Annotated in this window: 22 protein-coding genes; 10 read left to right on the forward strand and 12 right to left on the reverse strand. The window is 60.3% G+C overall.

Going from position 1 to position 21,478, the window contains the following annotated elements; all coding sequences use genetic code 11:
* Positions 1-70: 70 nt before the first annotated feature.
* A complete protein-coding gene (locus tag PSH73_RS22525) occupies positions 71-1,612 on the reverse strand; it encodes a catalase (protein WP_057958378.1) in 1,542 nt (513 codons plus the stop codon).
* A gap of 287 nt (positions 1,613-1,899) precedes the next feature.
* On the opposite strand from PSH73_RS22525, the gene mscL reads away from it, so the two are divergent.
* Positions 1,900-2,316, forward strand: coding sequence for a large-conductance mechanosensitive channel protein MscL (mscL, locus tag PSH73_RS22530; protein WP_057441140.1), 417 nt, complete (start codon positions 1,900-1,902; stop codon positions 2,314-2,316).
* Positions 2,317-2,372: 56 nt separating this feature from the next.
* Here the strand turns inward: mscL and PSH73_RS22535 are convergent, their stop codons facing one another.
* Positions 2,373-3,149 carry a ferredoxin--NADP reductase gene (locus PSH73_RS22535; protein ID WP_057441142.1) on the reverse strand — a complete coding sequence of 259 codons (777 nt, stop codon included), beginning with the start codon at positions 3,147-3,149 and terminating at the stop codon, positions 2,373-2,375.
* Between the two features lie 460 nt (positions 3,150-3,609).
* Here PSH73_RS22535 and PSH73_RS22540 point away from each other — a divergent pair, with 460 nt between their 5' ends.
* Both PSH73_RS22540 and PSH73_RS22545 read left to right on the forward strand, forming a co-directional pair.
* Entirely contained in the window at positions 3,610-4,320 is a 711-nt protein-coding gene (locus tag PSH73_RS22540) for a LuxR family transcriptional regulator (RefSeq protein WP_128592784.1), read from the forward strand.
* A 176-nt stretch (positions 4,321-4,496) separates the two neighbouring features.
* Positions 4,497-5,621, forward strand: a complete 1,125-nt coding sequence (locus PSH73_RS22545) for a class I SAM-dependent methyltransferase (protein ID WP_057958377.1) — start codon at positions 4,497-4,499, stop codon at positions 5,619-5,621.
* A 50-nt stretch (positions 5,622-5,671) separates the two neighbouring features.
* On the opposite strand, the gene PSH73_RS22550 is transcribed toward PSH73_RS22545, so the two are convergent.
* From PSH73_RS22550 to PSH73_RS22560, 3 genes are read right to left on the reverse strand one after another with little or no spacing between them, the layout of a single operon-like run.
* A complete protein-coding gene (locus PSH73_RS22550) occupies positions 5,672-5,839 on the reverse strand; it encodes a DUF2474 domain-containing protein (RefSeq protein WP_081044180.1) in 168 nt (55 codons plus the stop codon).
* 12 nt (positions 5,840-5,851) lie between these two features.
* The gene (gene cydB, locus PSH73_RS22555) at positions 5,852-6,859 is read right to left on the reverse strand and encodes a cytochrome d ubiquinol oxidase subunit II (protein WP_057958376.1); all 1,008 of its coding nucleotides are present in this window, start codon (positions 6,857-6,859) and stop codon (positions 5,852-5,854) included.
* A gap of 3 nt (positions 6,860-6,862) precedes the next feature.
* A complete protein-coding gene (locus PSH73_RS22560) occupies positions 6,863-8,302 on the reverse strand; it encodes a cytochrome ubiquinol oxidase subunit I (protein WP_057958375.1) in 1,440 nt (479 codons plus the stop codon).
* 343 nt (positions 8,303-8,645) lie between these two features.
* Between PSH73_RS22560 and PSH73_RS22565 the strand changes: the two genes are divergently transcribed.
* A complete protein-coding gene (locus PSH73_RS22565) occupies positions 8,646-9,878 on the forward strand; it encodes an MFS transporter (protein WP_057958374.1) in 1,233 nt (410 codons plus the stop codon).
* A gap of 14 nt (positions 9,879-9,892) precedes the next feature.
* Here PSH73_RS22565 and PSH73_RS22570 read toward each other — a convergent pair whose 3' ends face one another.
* Positions 9,893-10,339 (reverse strand): DUF4879 domain-containing protein, encoded by a 447-nt coding sequence (locus PSH73_RS22570; protein ID WP_169990511.1) that lies wholly within the window; start codon positions 10,337-10,339, stop codon positions 9,893-9,895.
* Positions 10,340-10,550: 211 nt separating this feature from the next.
* On the opposite strand from PSH73_RS22570, the gene PSH73_RS22575 reads away from it, so the two are divergent.
* Positions 10,551-11,846: an NCS2 family permease gene (locus PSH73_RS22575; RefSeq protein WP_032861840.1), complete on the forward strand. Its 1,296-nt coding sequence runs from the start codon at positions 10,551-10,553 to the stop codon at positions 11,844-11,846.
* Positions 11,843-12,922, forward strand: a complete 1,080-nt coding sequence (gene trmA / locus PSH73_RS22580) for a tRNA (uridine(54)-C5)-methyltransferase TrmA (RefSeq protein ID WP_128592783.1) — start codon at positions 11,843-11,845, stop codon at positions 12,920-12,922. The genes PSH73_RS22575 and trmA overlap by 4 nt, the downstream gene beginning before the upstream one ends.
* A 79-nt stretch (positions 12,923-13,001) precedes the next feature.
* Here the strand turns inward: trmA and PSH73_RS22585 are convergent, their stop codons facing one another.
* The 3 genes from PSH73_RS22585 to PSH73_RS22595 form a co-directional block, all read right to left on the reverse strand.
* Positions 13,002-13,439: a DUF2442 domain-containing protein gene (locus PSH73_RS22585; protein ID WP_057958372.1), complete on the reverse strand. Its 438-nt coding sequence runs from the start codon at positions 13,437-13,439 to the stop codon at positions 13,002-13,004.
* The gene (locus PSH73_RS22590) at positions 13,436-13,864 is read right to left on the reverse strand and encodes a hypothetical protein (protein WP_057958371.1); all 429 of its coding nucleotides are present in this window, start codon (positions 13,862-13,864) and stop codon (positions 13,436-13,438) included. Before PSH73_RS22590 ends, PSH73_RS22585 begins: the two co-directional genes overlap by 4 nt.
* 89 nt (positions 13,865-13,953) lie before the next feature.
* Entirely contained in the window at positions 13,954-14,109 is a 156-nt protein-coding gene (locus tag PSH73_RS22595; protein WP_164844804.1) for a hypothetical protein, read from the reverse strand.
* 279 nt (positions 14,110-14,388) lie between these two features.
* On the opposite strand from PSH73_RS22595, the gene aroQ reads away from it, so the two are divergent.
* Together aroQ and PSH73_RS22605 are read left to right on the forward strand one after the other, a co-directional pair.
* Complete coding sequence (gene aroQ, locus PSH73_RS22600; protein WP_032861827.1) at positions 14,389-14,826, forward strand: type II 3-dehydroquinate dehydratase; 438 nt, start codon at positions 14,389-14,391, stop codon at positions 14,824-14,826.
* The gene (locus PSH73_RS22605; RefSeq protein WP_057958370.1) at positions 14,823-15,677 is read left to right on the forward strand and encodes a shikimate dehydrogenase; all 855 of its coding nucleotides are present in this window, start codon (positions 14,823-14,825) and stop codon (positions 15,675-15,677) included. Before aroQ ends, PSH73_RS22605 begins: the two co-directional genes overlap by 4 nt.
* Positions 15,678-15,732: 55 nt before the next feature.
* Here PSH73_RS22605 and PSH73_RS22610 read toward each other — a convergent pair whose 3' ends face one another.
* Entirely contained in the window at positions 15,733-16,398 is a 666-nt protein-coding gene (locus PSH73_RS22610; RefSeq protein WP_057444392.1) for a TetR/AcrR family transcriptional regulator, read from the reverse strand.
* A 71-nt stretch (positions 16,399-16,469) separates the two neighbouring features.
* Positions 16,470-18,365, reverse strand: a complete 1,896-nt coding sequence (gene quiC / locus PSH73_RS22615) for a 3-dehydroshikimate dehydratase QuiC (RefSeq protein ID WP_305461385.1) — start codon at positions 18,363-18,365, stop codon at positions 16,470-16,472.
* 255 nt (positions 18,366-18,620) lie between these two features.
* On the opposite strand from quiC, the gene PSH73_RS22620 reads away from it, so the two are divergent.
* Positions 18,621-19,955: an MFS transporter gene (locus PSH73_RS22620; RefSeq protein WP_057441156.1), complete on the forward strand. Its 1,335-nt coding sequence runs from the start codon at positions 18,621-18,623 to the stop codon at positions 19,953-19,955.
* A 1-nt stretch (position 19,956) separates the two neighbouring features.
* Here PSH73_RS22620 and PSH73_RS22625 read toward each other — a convergent pair whose 3' ends face one another.
* A complete protein-coding gene (locus PSH73_RS22625; protein WP_057441158.1) occupies positions 19,957-20,835 on the reverse strand; it encodes a DMT family transporter in 879 nt (292 codons plus the stop codon).
* Positions 20,836-21,030: 195 nt separating this feature from the next.
* On the opposite strand from PSH73_RS22625, the gene PSH73_RS22630 reads away from it, so the two are divergent.
* Positions 21,031-21,444 carry a hypothetical protein gene (locus PSH73_RS22630; RefSeq protein ID WP_057958367.1) on the forward strand — a complete coding sequence of 138 codons (414 nt, stop codon included), beginning with the start codon at positions 21,031-21,033 and terminating at the stop codon, positions 21,442-21,444.
* The last annotated feature ends 34 nt before the right edge of the window (positions 21,445-21,478 follow it).

Consider the following 21,478-nt stretch of genomic DNA (forward strand, 5'->3'; position numbering starts at 1 on the left):
TCCTCTGCAGGTCCCTGTAGGAGCGAGCTTGAACTGGCGGCGACAAGCTCGTTCCTACAGGAGGGGTGGATTAGTCGGTCAGCTTTTCAGCCAGTGCCTTGACCCGCGCCAGATCGCCCTTGGCCACTTTGGCCACACCCGTGCCGTACTCCGGGTCGGCCTTGTAGAGGAACGACAGGATGATGTGCTTGCTGACGTCATCCGTGGTTGCCAGGGAGCCACCGAAGTTTTCGATCAAGTCCTGGCGCTCTTTCTTGCTGTAGGACCGATACAAGTCGCCCGCCTGCTTGAAGTTCTGCTCGCGCTGGATTTTCGCCTGCTGGGTGCTGCCGGCCAGGAGCATCTGGCTGTAACGCGCACTTTGCGGCTCTTCCCGAGGCATCAGGCGGCTTGGCTGGTAGTTCACGCCCGTGCTGGTCTTGCCAAAGTTCATCGCACCATCCTGGTTGCCGTTGTTGACGGTGACCCGTGGAGCATTGATCGGCAGTTGCAGGGCATTGGCGCCCAGACGGTACATTTGCGTATCGGCATAGGAGAACACCCGACCTTGTAACAAACGGTCCTCCGACGGTTCGATACCTGGTACCAGGTTGGCCGGGGCCATGGCCACTTGCTCGGTTTCCTGGAAGACATTGGCCGGATTGCGGTTCAGCACCATTTGCCCGACTTTGCGCTCGGGAACATCGGGCCAGATCTTAGTGGCATCCAGGGGATCGAAATCAAACTTGGCCAGTTCTTCAGGCTTGAGCACTTGCACATACAAGTCCCACTTGGGGAAGTCGCCCTTGTTGATGTGAGTAACCAAGTCGTTGGTCATATGGCTGTAATCACGCCCTTGCACTTGCACGACCTCCTTGGGGTCCAGGTTCTTGATGCCTTGCAGGCTCTTCCAGTGAAACTTGACGTAGTGCACTTCACCCTTGGCATTGATCAACTTGTAGGCATGTACGCCATTGCCGTCCATCTCCCGGTAACTGGCCGGTGTGCCGGAGTCCGAGTACAACTCGGTGAGGGTGCGGGTGGACTCTGGAACATGGGAGAAGAAGTCGAAACGACGGGAGTCGTCATCCAGGTTAGTGCGCGGGTCGGGCTTGAAGGCATGCACCATGTCCGGGAACTTGATGGCATCGCGGATAAAGAACGTCGGGAAGTTGTTGCCGACCAGGTCCCAGTTACCTTCGGCGGTATAGAACTTGGTGGCGAAGCCGCGCGGATCGCGCAGGGTTTCCGGGGAGTGGTTGCCGTGGACGACGGCAGAGAAACGCACAAACACCGGCGTGGCCTCACCGGCGGCAAACACTTTGGCCTTGGTCAGGTCGCTGAGGTTGTCGGTGACGGTGAAGGTGCCGTGGGCGCCGGTGCCGCGGGCATGCACCACGCGCTCGGGGATACGCTCACGATCAAAACGCTGCAGCTTCTGGATCAGTTGCACATCCTGCAGCAAGACCGGGCCGTTTGCGCCGGCGGTCTGCGAGTTCTGGTTATCACCCACCGCTGCACCATTATCGCGGGTCAGGTTGGCGGCACTGACGGCTAACGACAACAGGCTGGTACTGGCAATCAAAAGTACATTGCGCGCAGCAATAGACCTGCGACTAATAAGGTTTTTCATCATGCAATCCTCTGGTTTTTTTAATGCACTTTTATGGGTGCTTGCCAGAGGCTAGTGATGCTGACGCCAGAAGATAAATAGAAAACCCACACCATCACGATTAAAAAAATAGTGTGGTAAGGCCCTGAAATAACGGGTATTTCGCGCGCGACTGATGGCACTTTGCAAACTATTTGCGTTTTAATGTGTCGATTACAACGAACAGTGTTAACCGTTGTGTCGAGCAAGCTCTTGCAGACTGATTTACACTGAGTTCCTCTCCTCTCAACTGTAACAAGGAATAACCTATGGGCGTGATCAGTGAGTTCAAGGCCTTCGCGGTCAAAGGTAATGTGGTCGACATGGCGGTCGGTATTATCATCGGCGCCGCCTTCGGCAAAATTGTTTCGTCCTTTGTAGGCGACGTGGTGATGCCGCCTATAGGTCTGCTGATCGGCGGTGTGGACTTCGGTGATCTGGCAGTAACGCTCAAGGCGGCCCAGGGCGATATTCCGGCGGTGGTCCTGGCCTACGGCAAATTCATCCAGAGCATCATCGACTTCGTGATCGTCGCGTTCGCGATCTTCATGGGCGTCAAGGCCATCAACCGCCTCAAGCGTGAAGAAGCGGCTGCGCCAAGCCTGCCACCGGTGCCCACCAAGGAAGAGGAATTGCTGGGGGAGATCCGCGATCTGCTCAAGGCCCAGAACAACAAGCCGCTGTAGCCGATCCGCAATACCTGTCAGCCACTAAAAAGGCGCCTCTCACCGGGCGCCTTTTTTTACCAGTAGTTTTCTACCGCCACCTGCCCTGGCCGACGCGTCAGGCTTAACTGCATATCGCGTTGCTTGAGCAATTGCCGGGTGTCATCAATCATCTGCGGGTTGCCGCAAATCATCACCCGCGAATGTTCCGGTGTCAGCGCCACGCCTGCCGCGCGTTCCAATTCGCCATTTTCGATCAGGGTGGTGATACGCCCATTCAATGCCCCTGGGTGCTGCTCCCGGGTGACGATGGGCAGGTAGGTGAGCTTATGGGCGTGTTCGCTCAGGTACTCACGCTCAGCCAGTTCCTTGATAAGGGTCTGGTAAGCCAGCTCCCTGGCTTCCCTGGCGCTATAGACCAGGATGATGCGCTCGAATTTTTCCCAGACTTCAAAGTCCTGCAGGATCGACAGAAACGGCGCAATCCCGGTGCCCGTGCCCAGCAGCCACAAGTCGCGGCCATCGACAAAGCGGTTCAGGGTCAAGAAACCCGTGGCCTGTCGCTCCACCAGCAGCTCATCACCCACCCGCAGGCGGCTCAACTCACTGGTGAACTCACCGCCCGGCACCACAATCGAGAAAAACTCGAGGAACTCGTCGAAGGGCGACGACACCACCGAATAGGCGCGCCACACCAGGCTTCCATCGGGCTTGGTCACACCCAGGCGCACAAACTGCCCGGCGACAAAGCGAAAACCCGCGTCGCGGGTGGTCCGCAGGGTAAACAGGCTGGGGGTCAATGACTGCACATCAAGCAAGGTCTGGCGTGTGAATTTTTCCGCACTGGCCGTCATGGGGGGCTCCGGTCTACAGGTGACCCCTAGTGTGGCCCAAAGCGGAGCCTGGAAACACCGCTGGTTTGTAGTGACATCCCCATCCAGGGGATTTATCCGAGCAGAAAAGCCGAACGCCCTACACTTGAATATGAAAAAAACAGAGCGATAGCAATATGATTCCAACTAAAAACATTTAGCTATTACCTTCTCCCCACAGGCGCTACTTCCCACTAACAATCATCGGTGGCACGCTGCCAGACTTCTCGGCAAATCAATGAAAAACAAGATATTAAATCTGAATCACGGCCACCGCCCGCCACGTCTCACAAGGTGCGAGGAAGATTATTACCAATAAAAAACGCCCTGCTAAGTGCGAAAATTCCCACCCCAGCATTGCATGCTGTCCTACACTCGATTCGTTGGCGCTATGAGGACGTGCGTCGCAAACAATCAGCGTAAAACTCAGGGAGTGTTACCGATGGTCAACTGGCGAAACACACGGTTACCCAAACTTGAAGGTGAAGATGAGGTAACAACGATGTTTGAAGCCGCTCTGAACATTACCTATGAGCTAGGCTTCGAATACTGCGGTTTTATAATGGGTTCCAATGCTCTCTACCGCCCTAACAGAAGCATCCATCTCAACAACTATCCGGATGAATGGAACAAAATCTACAAAACAGAAAACTACTTTGAAATGGACCCTTTGGTTATTCACTGTAAGCGCGATGTGCTACCGCTTGTATGGGAAGAGAAAACCTTTTCCGCAGTACCTGACATGTGGGCTCACGTACATGCCCAAGGCCTGAATTTCGGCTGGGCCCAGTCGGTGCACGACTTCCGGGGCTTCTTCAGTATGATCAACCTGGGACGACGCAAGGGGCCGGTGCAGGCCCATGAGCTCTATGAAAAAGCGGGCCAGGTTCTGTGGATATGCCATGCCTTGCATACGGTGGCGGCGCAAACCTACAGCCAGGGGCCGACCTTCCAGTGCCCCGCCAAACTCACCAGCCGCGAGACAGAGATCCTGCAATGGTCGGCACTGGGCAAAACTGCGGCTGATATCGCCACAATTCTCTGCCTATCGGAACGTACCGTCGGTTTTCACATCAGCAGTGCGATGAGAAAGCTGGGGGTCAGCAATAAAATCGCCGCCGTGATCAGCGCCGTGAGAAACGGTCTTTTTTAAGCGCAACCGGCTCAAATCCTCTTGAAAACACCGAATGTAATCCCGGAGAAAAAAACGTAACATTTACGGCCAGTTCTGAGTGATGACGCCGCTCGTCAAAGCCCGCGTCGCAGTCCACTCAGAAGGTTCCTCGCCTAGCCTGGAACACCCGTCGATTATCCAGAGTTTCCCCCGCCATGCCCCTGCTCGATAGCCCCTTCGCCCAACTCGACCTGATCCGCCAGCCCGAGCAGCCAAACGAACCGCTGCAAGCCTTCGATGCGGCTGACGAGTATCTGCTCGCCTATCTGGCGGAGCAGCAACCGGCCAGCAGCACCCGCGTGCTGGTGCTCAATGACAGCTTTGGCGCGCTGGCGGCCAGCCTTGAAGGGCAGATGCGTGTCACCACCAGTGGCGATTCGTTTCTAGGCACCCAAGCGTTGCAAAAAAACCTGGTACGCAACCACAAGACCTTCGATGCCGTGTCGTTCGTGCCTGCCAGCCAGGTGCCGAGCGGGCCCTTCGACCGCGTGCTGATCCGAGTGCCGAAAACCCTGGCGCTGCTGGAAGAACAACTGATCCGCCTGCAAGGCCAACTGGCGCCCGGCGCCGAAGTGATCGCAGGCGCCATGGTCAAGCATCTGCCCCGCGCCGCCGGTGAACTGCTGGAGCGCTACATCGGGCCGATGCACGCGTCGCTGGCTGTGAAAAAGGCCCGGTTGCTGATTGCCACCCTGGCTGATCGGCCCCGGGTGGTCTCGCCCTACCCCACGCGTTATCGCCTGGACGCGCCGGCCATCGAGCTGCTCAACCACGCCAATGTGTTCTGCCGTGAGGGCCTGGACATCGGCACCCGTGCCTTTCTGCCGCACCTGCCATCCAACCTGGGCAGCGCCCGCGTGGCGGACCTGGGTTGCGGCAATGGGGTCCTGGCCATCGCCAGTGCCCTGCAAAACCCCGAGGCGCAGTACACCTTGGTGGACGAATCCTATATGGCTGTGCAATCGGCCGCCGAGAACTGGCGCGCGGCGCTGGGTGAGCGGCCAGTGACGATTCGCCCCGGCGACGGCCTGGCGGACCAGGAGCCGCAATCGTTGGACGTGGTGCTGTGCAACCCACCGTTCCACCAGCAACAGGTGGTGGGGGACTTCCTCGCCTGGCGCATGTTCCAGCAGGCCCGCGAGGCACTGGTGGTGGGCGGCGCCTTGTATATCGTCGGCAACCGTCACCTGGGTTATCACAGCAAGCTGGCGCGGCTGTTCCGTGGTGTGGAGCAGGTCGCGGCGACGCCCAAGTTCGTGATCCTCAAGGCACGCAAGTAAACCCAGGCAAAAAAAACCCTCCGCAAGGAGGGTCATAAAGGTGCGGGATTTCAGTGGGTGCTCAGGCCCGCGGCGTTCATGAACATGCGCATCAGGCTGGCCACCACGAACAGGGCCAGGACGCTGCCGGTCCAGATCATCGCCAGCCAGCCCAGGCGCTGCCACAGCGGCTTTTTCTCGGCCTGTTCGATCTCGTCCAGTGAAGGTTTACCGGTCATGGTCCAAGCCTCCTAGTGATAGCCGTCTTCATGGGTCACCTTGCCGCGGAACACGTAGTAGCTCCAGAAGGTGTAACCCAGGATGAACGGGATGATGAACAGCGTGCCCACCAGCATAAAGCCCTGGCTCTGTGGCGGCGCGGCAGCCTCCCAGATCGAGACCGACGGCGGGATGATGTTCGGCCACAGGCTGATGCCCAGGCCGCTGTAGCCCAGGAAGATCAACACCAGCGTCAACAGGAACGGCGCGTAATGGGCATTGCGGGCCACGGCACGCACCAGCGCATACATGGTCACCAACACCAGGATCGGCACCGGCAGGAACCAGAACAGGTTCGGCAGGGTGAACCAGCGCGAGGCGATATCCGGGTGGGCCAGGGGCGTCCAGATGCTGACAATGCCAATTACCGCCAACACCACGAACGCCAGGGGCCGCGCCAGGTTGTGCATCTGCTCCTGCAACTTGCCTTCGGTCTTCATGATCAGCCAGGTGCAGCCCAGCAGCGCATACGCCACGATCAGGGCCACGCCGCAGAACAGGGCAAACGGCGAGAGCCAGTCCAGTGAGCCGCCGGCGAACTGGCGGTCAACCACCGGGATGCCTTCAATGAATGCCCCCAGCGCCACGCCCTGAAAGAAAGTCGCCGCCAGCGAGCCGCCGATAAACGCCTTGTCCCACAGGTGGCGTTTGTCATCCTTGGCCTTGAAACGGAACTCAAAAGCCACACCACGGAAGATCAGGCCGATCAGCATCAGGATCAGCGGCAGGTACAGCGCCGAGAGCACCACCGAGTAGGCCAGCGGGAACGCGCCGAACAACGCCGCGCCCCCCAGCACCAGCCAGGTCTCGTTGCCGTCCCACACCGGGGCGACGGTGTTCATCATTACGTCACGGTCGGTCTTGCCCGGGATAAACGGGAAGAGAATGCCGATCCCCAGGTCAAAACCGTCCATGACCACGTACATCATGATGCCGAAGATGATGATCACGGCCCAGATCAGCGGAAGATCAATACCCATGACTCAATTCCCCTTGTTCAGAGTGTCGCCGTGATCGGCGTCGCCGCTGTCATCGGCCGCCGACAATGGACGCGCCGGGGTGCGTTTCTGCCCGGGGCCGCCGTGGGCCGGTTCGGTACTTTCGTGGGTGACCGGGCCTTTGCGCACCAGGCGCATCATGTAGCCCAGGCCGGCGCCAAACAGGGCGAAGTACACCACCACAAACAGCACCAGGGTGATGCTCATCTGCATCACACTGTGGTTGGAGGACGCGTCCGCCGTGCGCATCAAGCCGTAGACCACCCAGGGCTGGCGCCCGATTTCGGTGGTGAACCAGCCGGCCAGGATCGCAATCAACCCCGACGGGCCCATCCACAGCGCCAGGTACAGGAACGGTTTGTTGGTGTACAGCCTGTCGCCCTTGCGCAGCCAGAGGCTGAACAGGCCGGTGAAGATCATCAACAGGCCCAGGCCGACCATGATGCGGAACGACCAGAACACGATGGTCGAGTTGGCGCGATCCTCAGGCGGGAACTCCTTGAGGGCCGGCACTTGCTTGTCCAGGGAGTGGGTAAGGATCAGGCTGCCCAGGTAGGGGATTTCCACTTTGTACTTGGTGCGCTCTTCCTTCATGTCCGGCCAGCCGAACAGGATCAGCGGGGTCGGCTCGTTACCGACGTTTTCCCAGTGGCCTTCAATCGCCGCAATTTTCGCCGGCTGGTGCTTGAGGGTGTTGAGGCCGTGGAAGTCACCGATCACCGCCTGGATCGGCGCAACGATCAAGGCCATCCACATCGCCATCGACAACATGGTGCGGATCGCCGGGTTGTCCTTGCCCCGCAGCAGGTGCCAGGCCGCCGAGGAGCCGACGAAGAACGCGGTGGCGACAAACGCTGCCGTGGCCATGTGGGCCAGGCGATAGGGGAACGAAGGGTTGAAAATCACCGCCATCCAGTCGGTTGGAATCACCTGACCATTGACGATTTCAAAACCTTGGGGGGTCTGCATCCAACTGTTGGAGGCGAGGATCCAGAAGGTCGAGATCAACGTACCGACGGCCACCATCACCGTGGCAAAGAAGTGCAGCTTGCGCCCGACCTTGTTCCAGCCGAACAGCATCACCCCAAGAAAGCCGGCTTCGAGGAAGAACGCGGTGAGTACTTCATAGGTCAGCAAGGGCCCCGTGACGGAGCCGGCGAAGTCCGAGAAACGACTCCAGTTGGTACCGAACTGATAGGCCATGACCAGGCCCGAGACCACCCCCATGCCGAAGTTGACGGCAAAGATCTTCGACCAGAAATGGTAGAGGTCACGGTAGGTATCGTTGTGGGTCTTGAGCCACAGACCTTCCAGCACCGCAAGGTAACTGGCCAGGCCAATGGTGATGGCCGGGAACAGGATATGGAACGAGATGGTGAATGCGAATTGAATTCGGGCGAGATCTAGCGCCTCCAAACCGAACATAAGTCTTCCTCTGTCAGGTAATACCGGCTGCTGGCTGGGGGCCTGCACCCACTGCCCCCACGGATATGGAGTGTGGCGAATTGCAATTCGTTCTTTTTTTACCAACCACGTAGGGATTCTGGCCTGTTGGCCGCCACACCAGCGCTGCAATCAGCATTGATCTGGATCAAGCATCGATGAAAGAGTAGTCCCATTTTCCAGGTTGGACTGTGTGGTCTTTTGCCGCGTGACAGGTTGACTCAGCGAAATAGATGTCTTGCTAAGGATATTTCTTTTCCAGCAACTATTTGTTACAGCTTGATGCTAATCTCGGCGCTTCCCAGGTTCAGTCCAGTCCTTGCCGATGCCCAGTGAAACCCCGCTGCTGTTACGTCATCACCGCCCTTTCATCGCGTTCTGGCTGGCGCGGATTTTTACCGCCAGCGGCTTCCAGATGCTCACCGTGGCCATCGGCTGGAACCTCTACCAACTGACTGGCAATGTGCTGGACCTGGGGCTGGTGGGCCTGGTGGAATTTGTGCCGCGGGTGCTGTTTATGCTGCACACCGGGCATGTGGCGGACCGTTATGAACGGCGTAAAGTCGCTGCCATTTGCCAGACGTTGCAAGCATTGATTGCTCTGGCGCTGGTGATTGGCAGCCTGACGGACAATGTCACCCGCGAGATGATTTTTATCCTCGCCTTCCTGCTGGGCTCTGCCCGCTCCTTCGAAATGCCCACAACCCAGGCCCTGCTGCCGAGCATCGTGCCCAGCGCCCTGTTCCCTCGGGCAGTGGCGGCGGCGCAGTCGGCCCAGCAATCGGCAACCATCGTCGCGCCGGCCCTGGGCGGCCTGCTTTATGCCTTCGGCAGCGCCTGGGTGTATGGCCCGACGGTGCTGCTGTACCTGATTGCCTGCATGCTGACCCTCAACCTCCCCGCGCGGCAGACCCCGCTGAACAAGGGCAAGGCCACCCTCGACTCGCTGCTCGCCGGGATTCGTTTTATCCGCAGCCGGCCGGACATCCTCGGGGCAATTTCCCTGGACCTGTTTGCCGTGTTGTTGGGCGGCGCCACGGCGTTGCTGCCGGTGTTTGCCAAGGACATCCTGTTGACCGGCCCCTGGGGCCTGGGGCTGCTGCGCTCGGCTCCGGCAGTCGGCGCGCTGTTGATGTCATTGTGGCTGGCACGGTTTGCCGTGGACCGGCGTGTGGGCCGGGTGATGTTTACCGCGGTCGGCGTGTTTGGCGTGGCGACCATTGCCTTTGGCCTGTCCACCTCGTTCTGGTTCTCCCTGGCGGTGCTGGTGGTGCTGGGGGCGGCGGACATGATCAGCATGGTGATCCGTGCCTCATTCGTACAGCTGGAAACCCCCGATGAAATGCGCGGGCGGGTCAGCGCGGTCAATGGGCTGTTTATTGGCGCGTCCAATCAGTTGGGCGAATTTGAGTCCGGCGTCACGGCCCACTGGCTGGGCACGGTACCCGCCGTGGTGCTGGGCGGGGTCGGGACGCTGGTGGTGACCGGGGTGTGGATCAAGCTGTTCCCGACCCTGGCCAATCGGGACCGCATGCATATGCCGGCCGAAGCGCCCTGAACCTGCAGGAGCCATCACTGGATGCGTAACTGAGTCACCAGGGTATTGCGGGGCGCGTTGATCGACGTGTTGCTGTACTCGAACCAGCCTGCGGCGCGGATATCCACGTCAAATACATAGATGTAGCCCATCAATGTACCAGCGCCATTGCAGGCCTGGCTGACGGAGCCGACCTGGCAAATCGCCGTCTTTTGTCCCGCAAGCCGCGCCCCATCAAAGGTCGCGATGGAATTGTTGCCCAGCCCCACTTCCATCACCGAGACCCGCGTCGCCCCACGGTGCTGGCACTGCCGGGTACGGTCGGCGCCCTCGGCGATGGACTCGCTGCAGCCCTGGGACTGCACCTGGAACACCCGCACTTCGCTCAAGGCCGGTGCAGGCGCGCCCCACGCCGGTGCCACCGCCAGCCACAGGCCGAGACAGGCGAACGGAGCTAGACTCCACGCGATGGCTTTTTTCATGCTCTGGATGACCCTGGACTGAACGTCGACGGAGTATGCCTCAAGGCCACACTCAACAAAACCGAGGCCGGGCGCCACAGGTCGTCGACCTGCTGGTATGATGCGCCGCTTTTTCCGATCCTCTGTAGAAAACACGCGGCGCTTGGCGCAGTTTGTGCTTTGACTTTGAGGTCAACAAATCACGGCGCCGAATGCGCCACAGGGAGCAGGCATGCTGGAAAAGCTGTTTCAACTCAAGGCACACAACACTAACGTGCGTACCGAGATTCTGGCCGGTATCACGACATTCCTGGCCATGGCCTACATCCTGTTCGTCAACCCGAGCATTCTCGGCGAGACCGGCATGGACAAGGGCGCGCTGTTTGTCGCCACCTGCCTGGCAGCGGCCATCGGCTCGACGATCATGGGTCTGATCGCCAACTACCCGATTGCCCTGGCACCGGGCATGGGCCTGAACGCCTTCTTTACCTACACCGTGGTCCTGCACCTGGGCCATACCTGGCAGGTGGCGCTGGGTGCGGTATTTATCTCTGCCGTGCTGTTTTTCCTGCTGTCGATCTTCCGCATCCGCGAATGGATCATCAATGCCATCCCCCTGCCCCTGCGTTCGGCGATTGCTGCCGGTATCGGCCTGTTCCTGGCGCTGATCGCCCTGCATAACGCCGGGATCGTGGTCAGCAACCCAGCGACCATGCTGGGCATGGGCGACCTGGCGAAGCCGGCACCGATCCTCGCCACCCTGGGTTTCTTCCTGATCGTGGCCCTGGAAGCGCTAAAAGTGCGCGGTGCAGTACTGATCGGCATCCTCGCGGTGACCATCGCCGCCATCGCGCTGGGCGTCACCCCCTTTGGCGGCGTGGTATCAATGCCACCTTCCCTGGCCCCGACCTTCCTGCAACTGGATATCGCCGGCGCCCTGGACGTGGGCTTGATCAGCGTGATCTTCGCCTTCCTGTTCGTGGACCTGTTCGACAACTCCGGCACCCTGATCGGCGTTGCCAAGCGCGCCGGCCTGATGGGCAAGGACGGTCACATGCCGAAAATGGGCCGCGCCCTGATCGCCGACAGTACCGCAGCCATGGCCGGCTCGCTGCTGGGTACCTCGACCACCACCAGCTACATCGAGTCGGCTGCTGGCGTGAGTGCCGGTGGCCGCACCGGGCTGACCGCCATCGTCGTGGCAATCCTGTTCCTGCTGGCACTGTTCTTCTCGCCGCTGGCGGCCAGCGTCCCGGCGTTTGCCACCGCCCCCGCGCTGCTGTTTGTCGCGGTGCTGATGACCTCGGGCCTGGCGGAAATCGACTGGGACGACATCACCGTTGCAGCGCCCGTGGTAATCACCGCCCTGGCGATGCCCTTCACTTACTCCATCGCCAACGGCATCGCCTTCGGCTTCATCGCCTGGACCGGTATCAAGCTGCTTACGGGCCGCTACCGTGAACTCAACCCAGCGCTGGTGATCCTGTCGATTCTGTTCGTGATCAAGCTAGGCTGGTTCCCCGCATGACTTTTGACGCAGCAAGTTACGCCCTGCAACTGCAAGAAAAGGTCACGCGCTTGCGTGACCTGCTCGCGCCGTTCGACGCGCCCGAGCCGCAGGTGTTCGATTCGCCCCTGCAGAACTTCCGCCTGCGCGCCGAGTTTCGCCTGTGGCGCGAAGGGGGTCAGCGCCATTACGCGATGTTCTCCCAGGATGACAAGCGCACGCCGATCCTGATCGAAGAATTCCCCATCGCCAGCCTGCGCATCAACCAGTTGATGCCGCAACTCAAGGCCGCCTGGCAAGCCAGCGCTGCCCTGAGCCACAAACTGTTCCAGGTGGAGTTCCTCACCACCCTGGCCGGCGACGCGATGATCACGCTGTGCTATCACCGCCCGCTGGACGAGCATTGGCACACGGCGGCCAACAAACTGGCTGCCGATCTGAACGTCAGCATCATCGGCCGCTCCAAGGGCAAGCGCGATGTGATCGGCCACGACTACGTGGTCGAGAAACTCGATGTCGGCGGTCGCACCTTCAGCTATCGTCAGCCCGAAGGTGCCTTCACCCAGCCCAACGGCACGGTGAACCAGAAGATGCTCAACTGGGCCTATGGGGCCCTCGGCGATCGCAGCGATGACCTGCTGGAGCTGTATTGCGGCAACGGCAACTTCACCCTGCCCCTGGCCACCCGCGTGCGCAAAGTGCTGGCCACCGAGATCAGCAAGACCTCGGTCAACGCCGCCCTGAGCAACCTCGATGAAAACGCGGTGGATAACGTCACCCTGGTGCGCCTGTCCGCTGAAGAACTGACCCAAGCCCTGAACGAAGTACGGCCGTTCCGACGCTTGCACGGTATCGACCTCAAGAGCTACGCGTTCGGCAGCGTCTTCGTCGACCCGCCCCGCGCAGGCATGGACCCGGACACCTGCGAATTGACCCGGCGCTTCGAGAACATCCTGTACATCTCCTGCAACCCGGAGACGCTGGCGGCGAACATCGCGCAACTGCACGACACGCACCGCATTACCCAGTGTGCAATGTTTGACCAGTTCCCGTGGACCCACCATATGGAATCAGGCGTGCTGCTGACCCGGCGCTAACCCTCTGCCCCGGCACACCTAGAAAAATGTGGGAGTGGGCTTGCCCGCTCCCACATAAGCCCACTCCCCCGGCTGTGCATCACTCCTCCTTGCGTGGCCGCCCGCCCTTCTTGCCATTAGCACGGGCGGCTGCGGACTTGGCGGCGCTGGTTTTACGGCCGTTGCGCGATGCCACCATGCTCGCCGCCAGGTCCATCAGGGGCTGACTCGTAGCGACCAGGCCAGTGATGGAAACATGCAGATCACGAGCTTCACAGCACAGTGCCTTGCCGCCAAAACCGACCTCCAGCGCCTGGAAGTCCTGCGCAGAAAAACCTTCGAATTCAGAGAGACCGGCCACCGGCAACAGGATGCGGCTGCCGTCGCCGAAGCCGATGGAAATGCAGTCGTCCTGGTAGTGCACGGAGCTGGCATTGGCGTACACCCGCTTGAGCTTGCGCCCACGGGCCACGGCCTTATCAACATCGGCGTCAGTGATCGGTGCATCAGGCCGGACTTTGGCTTTTACCGTTTTCATAACTCAATCTCCACGGATCCTGGCGCCCTCACCAGGTTCAAGATGGTTCGCCGCCCCGCCACATCGTGCCGGGCCCTGGCGATCACGTAGACACCTCGCCGGATGACCAACCCCGGCACGACCTCGTCGGCCTCCCAATCCCAGGAATGGTTCTCCAGGCAGACTGTTTGCAGCTTCTCCCACCAGATCCTTTGTGCCCGCGCCAGATAATGCGGCTGCATCAAGGTCTGGCGAATGCCTTCCAGAACGCTAGTGGCTGGTCGCCGCCGCTCGGGATACACATCCCACAACGCCACGTCCCCATCCAGGAAACTGAAGCGAAAACGCGCATCCCAGTCCTTGCCCATGACATGTACGTGCGGCGGGCAATGCTCATCCCTGAGCAACACTGCAATCACATATCCCTTGTAAGTGCCTACTTTCATCGTAACCCATCCGTTAGGTTATTTGTCGCCGACCAATGCTTTATCCAGCCCCAGCCGACAGCCGGCCTCTTCAAATTGCCAGAGCTGCCTCACAGACTAGTAACGACTGGCACCGCTTCAAATGCCGGGTTGTAACCGCAGATGCCCAGGCGGTCGTCGTTGAAAAACAGCCCCTCCTTGAACACATTGACGCCCATCTCCCAATCCCGCGACTCTTCAGCCTTGAGATACGGGCTGGGAAACACCCGCTCTGCCGAGTTGCCGCCATGGGGGCGACCGGTCAGTGACCTGGCCCTTGAGCGCGGTGCTGCGGATCCCGGGGGATGTAAAGCAAACAGGCGGGCATCTTAAGTTTTGTCGAGAATGGTTTCCAATTGACATCAACTCTTGGACAGTCCCGACAGGCTGCATTCACCGTTCGATAATCGAACGGTTATCTGCAGCACCGCGCTTGGCCAATTGACCAAATTAACCATTCAGTACATTTTGTCTCCATCCATAAAAACAACAGTGGAGACACCCCCATGCCGCCTATTGTGCTGGTCCTCAACGGCCCCAACCTGAACCTGCTCGGCACCCGCGAACCGGCCACCTATGGCCACGAGACCCTGGCTGACGTCGCCGCCCTATGCGGGCGTAGCGCCGAACAGTTCGGGCTGAAACTGGAATTTCGCCAGACCAACCACGAAGGCGAGTTGCTGGACTGGATCCATGGCGCCCGCGCTCGTTGTGCGGGCATTGTGATCAACCCGGCGGCCTGGACCCATACCTCGGTGGCCATTCGCGACGCCCTGGTGGCCAGTGAACTGCCGGTGATCGAAGTGCATTTGTCCAACGTGCATGCCCGCGAACCGTTCCGTCATCACTCTTTCGTCTCGCCCATTGCCAAGGCCGTGCTCGCCGGGTTTGGCAGCCACGGTTATCACCTGGCCCTCGAGCATTTCAGCCGGGAGCTCAAATGAAACCGCGTATTCTTGCCGGGCTGATCGGCGCCGGCATCCAGGCGTCCCGCACGCCGGCCCTGCATGAGCAGGAAGGCGATGCCCAGGGTCTGCGCTACTTGTATCGCCTGATCGACCTGGACCCGCTGCAACTGGACAGCAGCGCCCTGCCCGATCTGCTCAAGGCCGCCGAACAGATGAACTTCACCGGATTGAACATCACCTACCCATGCAAGCAAGCGATCCTGCCGTTGCTCGATGAGCTGTCGCCCGAAGCCCGGGGCATCGGCGCGGTCAACACCGTGGTCTGGCGCGATGGCAAGCGCATCGGTCACAACACCGACTGCCTGGGTTTTGCCGAAGGGTTTCGCCGTGGCCTGCATGACGCTGCGCGCCAACGCGTGGTGCAGATGGGCGCCGGTGGCGCAGGCGCGGCGGTGGCCCACGCGCTGTTGGCCGAAGGTGTCGGCCAGTTGAGTATTTTCGATATGGATCACGACCGCGCCCAAAGCCTGGCCGCCAACCTCAACCAACACTTTGGCCCTGACCGAGCGTGTGCCGGCAGCGACCTGGGTCGCGCGATGGCGGCGGCTGACGGCCTGGTCAACACCACGCCCATGGGCATGGCCAAGCTACCGGGGATGCCCGTGCCAGCAGCATTGTTGCGCGCGGATTTGTGGGTCGCGGAGATCGTCTATTTCCCGCTGGAAACCGAGCTGCTACGCAACGCCCGGGCGCTGGGTTGCCGCACCCTGGATGGGGGGAATATGGCGGTGTTCCAGGCGGTGAAGGCGTTCGAGTTGTTCAGTGGTGAGAAAGCAGATGCACAAAGGATGCTCGCTCATTTCCAGAGCATGAATACTTCACTGTAGAAACCGGATCCTAATGTGGGAGCTGACTCGCCCCACATTGAGTTCGGTGGGGAAATCAGGCTTGCAGGTAACGCAGCACCGACTCGCAGATCATCGCCCGATGCCGCTGCTTGATTGCTTCATCCGACAATTCGATCTGAAAAATCTCACTGAAGGTATGCCGGTTGGATACCCGGTAAAAGCTGAACGAGTTGATCAGCAAATGCACATCCAGCGGCTCCAGCCCAGCGCGGAACACCCCCAGCTCCGCGCCCCGGCGCAAGGTCGCGCCCAGTGCTTCAAGGATATTGCTGTTCATCGCCTTGATCGCATCCGACTGTTTCACATACTCGGCGTTGTGAATGTTCTCGATGCTGACAATCCGCACAAAATCCACATTCTGGTCGTGGTGGTCGAAGGTGAATTCCACCAGGCGCCGGATTGCTTCACGGGGTTCCAGTTCAGTGAGGTTCATCCGGGTTTCGGTGTTGCGGATATCCCCGTAGAGCTTTTCCAGGACCTCGACGTACAGCTGTTCCTTACTGCCGAAGTAGTAATAGATCATGCGCTTGGAGGTGTGGATGCGCTCAGCGATGGCATCCACCCGCGCCCCCGAAAGCCCCTGCTGCACGAACTCGACAATGGCTTCTTGCAGAATGTTCTCGCGGGTCTTTTCCGGGTTGTTCTTGCGGCTCTTGCGCGGCGCCAGGGAGACGTCGGGCAGTTCGGAGGTCGGGGTCATGGTGCGCTCACGGCCATTTATGCAGGCCGTGATTATGGGCTGCCATGCCGTACGAAGGAAGCGGCAACGCCCTACAGCCTGGCCTGGCGCACTGCCCCACTGCGCGACTTGGCCATCGCCGCCAGGCGTACCGCCACATTCGCGGCGCCATAGCCGGCGTAACCGTTCTTGCGCTGGATAATCTCGAAGAAAAACCGCCCTTCAAAGGGTTCGGTGTACACGTGAAACAGCTCACCGCCCTGGGCATCACGGTCGTACAACACGTTGTAGTACGCCAGCTCGCTGAGGAACTGATCGTCGAAATCAAAACGCGCCGCCAGGTCATCGTAGTAATTGAGTGGGATATCCAGCAGCGGCACGCCCACCTCCTTGGCCCGGCTGACCTCGGCGAAAATATCCGCGCAATCGAAGGCAATGTGATGCACGCCCGAGCCACGGTAGCTGGATAACGCGTGGGAAATCGCCGTGTTGCGGTTCTCGGAAATATTCAGCGGCAAGCGGATCGAACTGCAACGGCTGCGCAGCGCCCGGCTCTTGACCAGGCCGTAGGGGTCCGGCAACACCACCTCATCGTCGGCCTCGAAATCCAGCAGGCTCTTGTAGAACAGCACCCAACTGTCGAGGCTGTCGGCCGGCAGGGCCATGGCCATATGGTCGATGCGCAGCAGCCCGCCGCCGCCGGTGCTGGCGGCCTGCAGGTTGAAATCAGTGTGGTAGATCCCGCCGGCGTGCTGGTCCACCAGGTAGATCAGGCTGCCATCCGGCGCGCGTACCGCCGCCAGCTCCAGCTCATTGGGCCCGACCAGCCCGCGATAGGGTTGGCCCTTGTAGGCCACCGCCCGTTCCAGGGCCTTGGCACTGTCCTTGACGCGAATCGCCGTGGCGCACAACGACGGGCCATGGGCCTCGAAAAAGTTGTGGGCAAAGGAGTACGGCTCGCAGTTGAGGATCAGGTTGATATCGCCCTGGCGCAGCAGGCTCACGCTCTTGGAACGGTGCTGCCCGGCCTTGACGAAGCCCAGGCGTTGCAGCCATTGGGTCAGGCGGGCGCCGAGGTTTTCATCCACCGCAAACTCGAGGAATTCGATGCCGTCGTACTCGCTGGCAGCCGGGGTCTCAAACAGGATATCCAGCGGCGCGGCCTGTTGCTGCAGGCGTTGGCGGGTCTTCTCTTCCAGGTACAGCAACGAGCGCAAACCATCCGCCGCGTTGGCCCGGGTGGGTGCGGCGCGAAAGCCATCGTTGAAAATCTCCAGGGACAGCGGCCCGGTGTAGCCACTCTGGATGATCGGCGCGAGAAAACCCGGCAGGTCGAACTCGCCCTGGCCGGGGAAGCAGCGAAAGTGCCGGCTCCACTCCAGCACGTCCATGGCCAGCAGCGGCGCGTCGGCCATTTGCACAAAGAAGATCTTGTCGCCAGGGATCTGGGCGATAGCCGTCGGATCACCCTTGAGCGACAAGGTATGAAAACTGTCCAGCAACACCCCGAGGCTGGGGTGCTCAATCTCGTGCACCAGTTGCCAGACCTGTTGCCAGGTGTTGACGTGCCGCCCCCAGGCCAGGGCTTCATAGCCAATGCGCAAGCCACGGCGCCCGGCGTGTTCGGCCAACAGGCTGAGGTCATCGCGCAGGATCGAATGTTCGCCCGTGGAATCGGCAGAAGCATTGCTGCACACCAGCACCAGGTCGGTGCCCAGTTCCTGCATCAGGTCGAATTTGCGTTCGGCCCGTTCCAGGTTGCGCGCCAGGCGGTCGCGGCGACATCCTTCAAAATCACGAAACGGCTGGAACAACGTGATGGCAATGCCCAGATCGGCACACATCTGCCGCACTTCACGCGGGCTGCCGTCGTAATACAGCAAGTCGTTCTCGAAGATTTCCACCCCATCGAACCCGGCCGCAGCAATGGCTTCGAGCTTTTCCGGCAGGGTGCCGCTCAGGGAAACAGTGGCGATGGAACGTTGCATGGGGTGACTCCCGGCAATGATGGGTGGTCTTGTTTGCAGCAAATTATTGGCCGCGCGCGATAAAGCAGCAATTCAAAATGTACCAATCAGTTAGTTTTTCGGGCGATTATCGAACACAATGGCGATTGGCGAATTGACGATTTTTTAGCCACTGCGCACCATCGAATGCGCATCCAGGGCCGCTTTTTTTAAGGCGCAAACCTGTGATCAAGACCCAGAACACACCATAAAAATTTCAAAAAACGGGTACCTCTCATGCCTTCGCAAAATTCCGCCGTGGCCCCGCGCCCTGGCAACCCGCAAGCGGCCATTGGCGACAAGATTCGCGGCGCCCTCGCCGTCGGCAAAACCCGCTGGGGCATGTTGGCCCTGGTGTTTTTCGCCACCACCTTGAACTACATCGACCGCGCCGCTCTGGGCGTGATGCAACCGATCCTGGCCAAAGAGATGAGCTGGACGGCGATGGACTACGCCAACATCAACTTCTGGTTCCAGGTCGGTTATGCCATTGGTTTTGTGCTGCAAGGCCGGCTGATCGACCGCGTCGGCGTCAAGCGTGTGTTCTTCTGCGCGGTGCTGCTGTGGAGCATCGCCACCGGCGCCCACGGCCTGGCGACTTCGGCGGTGGGCTTTATGGTCTGCCGCTTTATCCTCGGCCTCACCGAAGCGGCCAACTACCCCGCCTGCGTCAAGACTACCCGCCTGTGGTTCCCCGCCGGCGAGCGCGCGGTGGCTACCGGGATCTTCAACGCCGGCACCAACGTCGGCGCCATGCTCACGCCAATGCTGTTGCCACTGGTGCTGCATGTGTGGGGCTGGCAGGCTGCATTTTTATGCATGGCTGCCCTGGGTGGGATCTGGCTGGTGTTCTGGGGCCTGAAGTACTACAACCCCGAAGACCATCCGAGCGTAAAACAGTCGGAACTGGACTACGTGCAACAGGAAGTCGAGCCCGAACAACCCCGCGTGCCCTTCAGCCGTATCCTGCGCATGCGTGGCACCTGGGCCTTCGCCATTGCCTACGCCCTGACCGCCCCGGTGTTCTGGTTCTACCTCTACTGGCTGCCGCCGTTCCTCAACCAGCAATACAGCCTGGGGATCAACGTGACCCAGATGGGTATCCCGCTGATCATCATTTACCTGACGGCAGACTTCGGCAGTGTGGGCGGCGGGATTCTGTCCTCGTTCCTGATCGGACGCGGCATGCAGCCGATCAAGGCGCGCCTGCTGTCGATGCTGCTGTTTGCCTGCTGCATCGTCGGCGTGATCATGGCCGCCGGCTCCAGCCAGCTGTGGGTCGCAGTGTTTGCCATCTCCCTGGCCATCGGCGCGCACCAGGCCTGGACCGCCAATATCTGGAGCCTGGTGATGGACTACACCCCCAAGCACATGATGAGCACGGTATTTGGCTTTGGCGGGATGTGCGCGGCTATCGGCGGGATGTTTATGACGCAGATCGTCGGCCATATCCTGACCGTGACCAATAACAACTACACCGTGCTGTTCACCCTGATCCCGGCGATGTACTTCATCGCCCTGACCTGGATGTACTTCATGGCGCCGCGCAAGATCCCCACCGTCGCGGTGTGACTCAACGCCGCCGCTGCTGCCAGGCAGCGGCCAAGCCACTCAGGCAGATCACCCCGATCCCGACCACCGTGGTCAGGTCCGGGGTGTGATTGAACACCAGCCAGCCCAACAGCCCCGCAAACACGATCTGGCAATAGCCGAACGGTGCCAGTAACGCCGGTGCAGCGAAGCGGAAGGCCTGGGTCAGCATCAAGTGCGCGGTCATCCCACAGGTGCCCAGTGCCAGCATCAACAGGCCATGGCCCAGGGTCGGTACCTGCCAGAAGAACGGCACCAGCGCGCTCATCACCAGGGTGTTGCACAGGCCGGCGAAGAAGTTGCTGGTGGTCGGGCTGTCGTACTGGCTGAGGATGCGGGTCAGCAGTTGGTAGAAACAGAAGAACAACGCCGAGACCAATGGCAACAACACCGCCGGGGTGAACAGCTCACCGCCCGGGTGCACAATGATGATCACCCCGACAAACCCGCAGATCACCGCCAGCCACTGGCCCCGCGTCACATGCTCGCCCAGCAGCGGCACCGACAGGGCCGTCACCAGGATCGGCGCGAGGAAGTTCACTGCGGTGGCTTCGGCCAGCGGGATGTAATGCAGGGCAGCGGTAAAAAACAGGCTGGTGCCCAGCAGGCACAACGCCCTGGCCACCTGCAACAACGGGCGCTTGCTGCGCAGTACACGCAAGCCCGATTGCGGCAGGAAAATCCCCGCCATCAGCAACGTATGCACCATGTACCGGGCCCATACCACCATCACGATGGGGTAAAAGCCGGCGAGGTATTTGGACAACGCGTCATGGCTGGAAAACAGAAACGTCGCCAGCACAATCAGCACGATGCCCTTGAAGGGATGGTTGACGCCGGAAAGAGGAGTGCTGAGGGTCATTGAATTCTCGTGCGTGACAGGCTGAAATGACCGCCGCAAGCAGTGGCACTCAACGCGCTAATCTAGAGCGGGTGGTGCATCGGTCTCAAGAGCATAACCAAACAGCGGGCGATCAGCGCACTAAATCGCCTAAACCCAGTCCAACGCTGCACGCCAGCCAGCCATTGCGCTTTTTTTAATCAAGGCCAATCCATTATGAAAAAAACACTGTTTATTCTCTCGACCCTCGCCCTGCTCAGTGCCTGCGATAAAACACCCGAGCCGCCCAAGCCGGCGCCGCCTTCCGTACAAGCGACCCTGGTCCCGGAGACCCTGCCCACCGACAAATGGGTCGGCAAGTGGGTCGGCGTCGAAGGCCTGCACCTGACCGTCAGCAAGGACGACAGCATCGGCCGCGGGCATTACTTGCTGAGCATGCAGTACGGCCTCGATGCCGACGCCTCCGGCACCTTCAAGGGCCAGGCCAGCGAAGACGGCATCACCTTCAACCGCCCGGACGGCCCGCAAATACTGCGTGCCGGCGACGGCGCCGCCACCGGTTTGAAATGGCTGGCTGATAAAAAAGATTGCCTGGTGGTCAATACGGGCGAAGGGTATTGCCGCGAATAACGGCCATACTCAATCACGGCGCTAACAACACGAT

Source organism: Pseudomonas sp. FP2294, assembly GCF_030687625.1.
GTDB classification, from domain to species: domain Bacteria; phylum Pseudomonadota; class Gammaproteobacteria; order Pseudomonadales; family Pseudomonadaceae; genus Aquipseudomonas; species Aquipseudomonas shahriarae.